4 protein-coding genes and 2 pseudogenes are annotated in these 6,000 nt (G+C 72.5%); 2 read left to right on the top strand and 4 right to left on the bottom strand.

Translation table 11 applies throughout. The annotated features are described in order from the left end of the window. Positions 1-225: pseudogene (locus tag ACIRPP_RS15180) on the top strand (ATP-binding protein); the annotation flags it as partial. Positions 226-365: 140 nt separating this feature from the next. Here ACIRPP_RS15180 and ACIRPP_RS15175 read toward each other — a convergent pair. The 3 genes and pseudogenes from ACIRPP_RS15175 to ACIRPP_RS15165 all read right to left on the bottom strand — a co-directional run bounded on the left by ACIRPP_RS15175 (position 366) and on the right by ACIRPP_RS15165 (position 3,556). Further along, on the bottom strand, positions 366-560 hold the full coding sequence (locus ACIRPP_RS15175) for an acyl-CoA carboxylase subunit epsilon (protein WP_403642149.1): 195 nt from the start codon (positions 558-560) through the stop codon (positions 366-368). A 57-nt stretch (positions 561-617) separates the two neighbouring features. Then, entirely contained in the window at positions 618-2,222 is a 1,605-nt protein-coding gene (locus ACIRPP_RS15170) for an acyl-CoA carboxylase subunit beta (protein WP_403642146.1), read from the bottom strand. A 116-nt stretch (positions 2,223-2,338) separates the two neighbouring features. Next, a pseudogene (locus ACIRPP_RS15165) lies at positions 2,339-3,556 on the bottom strand (polysaccharide lyase family 8 super-sandwich domain-containing protein). A 284-nt stretch (positions 3,557-3,840) separates the two neighbouring features. On the opposite strand from ACIRPP_RS15165, the gene ACIRPP_RS15160 reads away from it, so the two are divergent. Beyond that, positions 3,841-4,452, top strand: a complete 612-nt coding sequence (locus tag ACIRPP_RS15160; RefSeq protein ID WP_403642143.1) for a YceI family protein — start codon at positions 3,841-3,843, stop codon at positions 4,450-4,452. Between the two features lie 138 nt (positions 4,453-4,590). On the opposite strand, the gene ACIRPP_RS15155 is transcribed toward ACIRPP_RS15160, so the two are convergent. Next, complete coding sequence (locus tag ACIRPP_RS15155) at positions 4,591-5,919, bottom strand: hypothetical protein (RefSeq protein ID WP_403642141.1); 1,329 nt, start codon at positions 5,917-5,919, stop codon at positions 4,591-4,593. Between the last annotated feature and the right edge of the window lie 81 nt (positions 5,920-6,000).

Below are 6,000 nucleotides of genomic sequence, written 5' to 3'. Positions count from 1 at the left end.
GACTGCTTCCCGGCCGTCGACTACTTCGAGAACAGCGGCCTGCCCTTCGTCATCGCCCTCAACGGCTTCGACGGACAGCAGCCCTACCAGCCGGACGAGGTGCGCGAGGCGCTCCAGATCGGGCCGGACACGCCGATCATCACCACCGACGCCCGCCACCGCTCGGACGCGAAGTCGACGCTGATCACGCTCGTCGAGCACGCGCTGATGGCGCGTCTGCGCTGACGGCCCGCCGCCGCCTGCGGGCCGTGGACGCAGGCGGCGCCCCGGGGGCCCGGAGGTCCCCGGGGTGGCACAAGAACTTCCTCAGCAACAGGTAAGGGCCCCTCCTTCGCGGAGGGGCCCTTACCTGTTGACGTGTGCGGTCAGCGCCAGCTGTGCGGGGCGCGGAAGCCGCCCTCGCGCTCCAGGCGCCGCCAGCCGGCCTTCGCGCGGCCGCGGTGGGCCGGCGCGGTGTCGGCGGGGCGGGCCGCCGCACGGGCCAGGAGGATGGCCGTGATGGCGGCGACCTCCTCGGGCTCGGCGTGGCCCTTCTCGACGCGGATGTCAGGTGTGCTCATGGGGCTCAGTCTCCCTGGGAGAGGGGTCCGCGGGGTTGCCGCGGCGGGTCCGTCCGGTTACTGGGGCGGGTTGCCGTGCTTGCGGGACGGCAGGTCGGCGTGCTTGGTCTGCAGCATCGCCAGGGACCTGATGAGGACCTCGCGGGTCTCGGCGGGGTCGATGACGTCGTCGACCAGGCCGCGCTCGGCCGCGTAGTAGGGGTGCATCAGCTCCGACTTGTACTCCTTGACCATGCGAGCGCGCATGGCCTCGGGGTCCTCGGCGTCGGCGATCTGACGGCGGAAGATGACGTTGGCCGCGCCCTCGGCGCCCATGACGGCGATCTCGTTGGTCGGCCAGGCGTAGGTGAGGTCCGCGCCGATGGACTGGGAGTCCATGACGATGTAGGCGCCGCCGTACGCCTTGCGCAGGATCAGCGAGATCCGCGGCACGGTGGCGTTGCAGTAGGCGTAGAGCAGCTTGGCGCCGTGGCGGATGATGCCGCCGTGCTCCTGGTCGACGCCCGGGAGGAAGCCGGGGACGTCCAGGAAGGTGAGGATCGGGATGTTGAAGGCGTCGCACATCTGCACGAAGCGGGCGGCCTTCTCGGAGGCCTCGATGTCGAGCACGCCGGCCAGCGTCTGCGGCTGGTTGGCGACGATGCCGACGACCTGGCCGTCCATCCGGGCGAGCGCGCAGATGATGTTGCGCGCCCAGCGCTCGTGGACCTCCAGGTACTCGCCGTCGTCGACGATCTCCTCGATGACCTTGGCCATGTCGTAGGGCCGGTTGCCGTCGGCGGGTACCAGGTCGAGCAGGGCGTCACCGCGGCGGTCCGCGGCGTCGGAGCTCTCCGCCCGCGGGGGGTTCTCGCGGTTGTTCTGCGGGAGGAGGGAGAGGAGGTAGCGCACCTCGTGGATGCAGGTCTCCTCGTCGTCGTAGGCGAAGTGGCAGACCCCGGAGGTCTCGGCGTGCACGTCGGCACCGCCCAGGCCGTTCTGGGTGATCGCCTCGCCGGTGACCGCCTTGACGACGTCGGGGCCGGTGATGAACATCTGCGAGGTGTCGCGGACCATGAACACGAAGTCCGTCAGGGCGGGGCTGTAGGCCGCGCCGCCCGCGCACGGGCCGAGCATCACGCTGATCTGCGGGATGACGCCGGACGCCTTGGTGTTGCGCTGGAAGATGCCGCCGTAGCCGGCGAGGGCGGAGACGCCCTCCTGGATGCGGGCCCCGGCGCCGTCGTTGAGGGAGACCAGGGGGGCACCGGCCGCGATGGCCATGTCCATGATCTTGTGGATCTTGGTGGCGTGGGCCTCGCCCAGGGCGCCGCCGAAGATCCGGAAGTCGTGGGCGTAGACGAAGACCGTGCGGCCCTCGACCGTGCCCCAGCCGGTGATGACACCGTCGCTGTAGGGCTTCTTCGCCTCCAGACCGAAGCCGGTCGCCCGGTGCCGGCGCAGCTGCTCGACCTCGCGGAAGGACCCGGGGTCCAGCAGGAGTTCGATGCGCTCCCGTGCGGTCAGCTTGCCCTTGGCGTGCTGCGCCTGGGTCGCCTTCTCGCTCGGGCCGGCCAGCGCCTGCGCACGGATCTCGTGCAGCTCGGCCACTCGCCCGCGCGCGTCGGCCGGCTCCCCCGGCAGGTCGGTCGGCTCACCCGGCGCCTCGTCCAAAACGGTCATGTAGTGACCTTACGAAGTCGACGGGCGATTGCGAGCCGTCGACTCCTCACAGTCTCGACGGCGATTTCCTGGTACCACTGAACAGAACCACGGCCGCATGCAGGCTTTTCGACTGCTCAGGGGGCGTGCCGCTTGTCGGGGTCGGACAAAGCCGTTCGGTGGAGAGTCACCTCACACCGGTGCGTGGCGCCCGCCTCCCCCGGGGTGACGCGCAGCCGCAGCCGAGGGCCGGTGGCCAGGATTTCCACGGTGTCGTCGGCGCATACGGGTCCCCGCGCCGGGTGGTCCCAGACGATCTCCAGCGGTTCGCCCGTTCGGGTCGGTCCGCTCACGCAGAGGGTAGCGGTACCGCCGGTGACGCGGACCAGCACGCTCGCCGCGGACGAGGCGGCCGGCGGCCCCGCGGTGCCCTGGTGCCAGAAGTCGGCGGCGGTGACGCCGGTGCCGGGCAGCGCGACCGCCTGGCGGGTGCCGTCGTCGGCGAGGATCCGCGGCCGGGCCCGGTCCGCGGCCCGGCAGGCGACCTCGTCGCGGGAGGCGCCCGGCAGCAGGACGTAGGCGTAGCGGGCGTCGGCGGGGTCGGTGCCGTGGTCGAGTCAGAGGGTCTGCCGGCGGCGGGTGCGGCGTTCGGTGCTGCCGCCGGCGTTGATGTCGGACCAGGCCCCGGTGCGGTCCTCGCACAGGGTGCGCACCGCGCCGTCGAGTACAAGCCAGCCGCCGTGGCCCTCCGGAGTAGTCGGTGAGCACGGTGTCCGGGACGAAGTGGCCGACGGCGGCGCAGGCGGCCCGGACCCGGTCGGGGCCGAGCTCGTCGTGCAGGGCCGCGGTGATGTCGGTGAGCATCCGCGGGCTGCCGCTCTGCCATTCCCACCAGTTGCCCCGGCGGGCGTGTGCCCGGGTGGTACACGGTGGCGGCGAGGTGGTGCAGGCCGCGCAGGACGGCGGCGAGCAGCGCGGGGTCGCCGGTGGAGCCGGTGCCGGGCTGGACGTAGGCCTGGGCCATGGTCCACGGGCGGCCGTGGGAGAGGGTGATGCCCGTGGCCGGCTCGAAGGGGTGGAAGGGCCAGGGAGATCCGGGGGCGGGGTCCATGGTGGCGTGGAAGGCGCGGGCGGGCGCCGGTCCCGGCGAGCCGGGAGGCGTGGGGCTCCGCGGCCGGGTCGTATCCGGTGCCGAGGGTGAGGTCGAGCCAGCGCCCGCGCAGCCGGCCGAAGGGGGCGGCGGAGGGGGCCGGGGGCGGAGGAGACGAGGTGCCGGCGCCCCGCCGGGGCGCCGCACCGGCGGTCGCGGCGAGCACGGTGGCCGCGAGCAGCAGGGCCCGCCGGCTGGCTTGCACATGCGGACCACCACCGGTCGACGTCGTTCGGACCGGGACGCGGCGACGAGCCGTACGGGGCCCGAGGCGACGGACCATACCCGTCTGCGGGGCCGTGACGCCCCGGGCCCGGGCGGGTGACCGGGGGCCGGGAGGGTACCCAGGACGCGGCTGTGGCTGATTTTTTTCCCGATCCTCCAAAAGATGTTGAACTTTGAAGGGAATGCCTCTACGGTGGGTCGTGTTGAGTTAGTTGAACATTGAACGGGATCACCCGTTCACCCCGTCCCCGAAGGAGAAACACCATGGGTATCTTCAACCGCAAGAACGACGCCGACACCGCGACCGCCACCGCCACGGCCACCGCCGCTCCGGACCTGTCCGCCCTCACCGGCGACTACACCATCGACCCGTCGCACACCACGATCGGCTTCGTCGCGCGGCACGCCATGGTCACCAACGTCAAGGGCAGCTTCAAGGAGTTCACCGGCACGCTGCACCTGGACGGCTCCGACCCGGCCAAGTCCACCGCCTCCATCGACGTGGTGATGGACAGCATCGACACCGGCAGCGCCGACCGTGACGGCCACCTCAAGAGCGCCGACTTCTTCAAGACGGACGAGTTCCCGACGATGACCTTCCGGTCCACCAAGGTCGAGGCGGCCGGCGACGGCGAGTACCGCGTCACGGGCGACCTGACCATCCTCGGCACCACGCGTCCGCTGACCATCGACGTCGAGTACAACGGTGCCGCCACGGACCCGTTCGGCAACCAGCGCGTCGGCTTCGAGGGCAAGGCGGAGATCCTGCGCTCCGACTGGGGCCTCACCTGGAACGCGGCGCTGGAGACCGGTGGCTTCCTGGTCTCCGACAAGATCAAGCTGAACTTCGACATCTCGGCGATCCGCAACGCCTGACCGTGACGGCGCGGCCCCGCCGCGCCGCCCCCCTGAGCGCGCCCGTCTCGCCGGCACCCCATGCTGGAAGGCGGGCGCTCGGCATGCCCGGAGCGTGCCCGCCCCGGCCCGAGCGGTTCTCCCGCGGGGCCGGACCGCTCAGAAGCCTCCGCCGAAGTCCCCGCCGCCGAAGTCGCCGCCGCCGAAACCGCCGCCGAAGTCGCCGGGGTCGAAGTCGGCACCGGACAGGTCGCCGCCCTCGTACCCGCCGAAGTCGCCGTAGCCGCCGCCGTAGTCCGCGCCGTAGGCGGGGCCGGCCATCAGGCCGCCCAGCATCGTGCCGACGAGCAGGCCGGGCAGCAGACCGCCGCCGAAGTAGCCGCCGGCCCAGGGGCCGTAGGCGGGGCCCGCCTCCCAGTAGGGGCGGCGGCCGTACTCGGTGTCGACCTCGCGCACCACCGGGTCCAGCCCGTCGGAGAGACGGGCCCGGTCGGCCGCGCAGACCGGCACCTCCCGGGCCGCTCCGCCCGGGGGCGTCCAGCGGGCGTCGGCCACCGAGGGGCCGTGCCGCGGGTCGAAGAAGCACGGCGGGCGGCGCTCGGGCAGCTCCCGGCCCTCGCGGCGGGCGGCGAGCACCGACAGCGAGAACCGGCCGTCCTCCACCGCCTGGGTGACCGCCTTCACGTCCTCGGGCCTGCGGGCCGCCGCCATCAGACTCTTCGCCTGCTCGTAGGCGTCCAGCGCGCGCTCGTAGTCGCCGCGCATCGCGTCGTCGGCGCCCGGTTCCGAGGGGTGGAAGTCGAGACGGTCGAGCTCCTCGCCGAAGGCGGTGATGTCCTCGTCGACCACCACCCGCAGCTTCTCCAGCGCCGCCCGCTGTTCCTCCTCGTGGCGGCGCCGGTTGCGGCGGGACAGGGCGAACACGCCCGCACCGCCCGCCGCCAGCACCGCGCCGACGGTGATCAGACCGCCGACCGGGACCTCGCCGCCGCCCTCGTTCCAGCTGCCGGGGGCAGAACCGCCGATGGTGCGCAGCGCGTCGTCGACGAAGTCGTTCAGCTGGGCCTTGGCGTCACCGGCGTCCTGCGCGGCCGTGACCAGGTTGCGCACACCCTGGCGGCTCACCACGCTGCTGTCGGCGCGCGCGTCGAACGCGTCGCCGAGGCGCACCCCGTACAGACCGGTCACGCCGGTCGCGGTGCGCAGGTTCCGGAAGAGGTTCTGGGTGGGCTGGTCGGCCGGGAGGACGGCGACGAAGACGGGTTTGTCCGCGTCCTCGATCTTCTTCGCGAGGGCGTCGGCATCCGCCTCGGACAGGATGTCCCGGGCATCGGGATCGACGTACACGGGCCGCTCGCGCAACGCCCGGCCGACCTCCGAGAGGTCCGCCGCCTGCGCGCCGGGCGCCGCGGCCAGCAGCACCGCCAGAGCGGCGGCCACCGGCATGATCAGCAGGCGTACGAAAGTACGCGGCAGCGCGACCTTCATACTCTCGAAGCTACCCGAATCGACTGGAAAACGGACATCGGGCCCAGCAGGTATTCCCGGGAAACGGAATCCCTGCCGGGC

Origin of the sequence: Streptomyces sp. NPDC101219 (assembly GCF_044767675.1) — a bacterium.
Classification (GTDB): Bacteria; Actinomycetota; Actinomycetes; order Streptomycetales; family Streptomycetaceae; genus Streptomyces.
The sequence above is the reverse complement of the archived record's forward strand: the minus strand, read 5'-3'. Positions and strand labels throughout refer to the sequence as shown.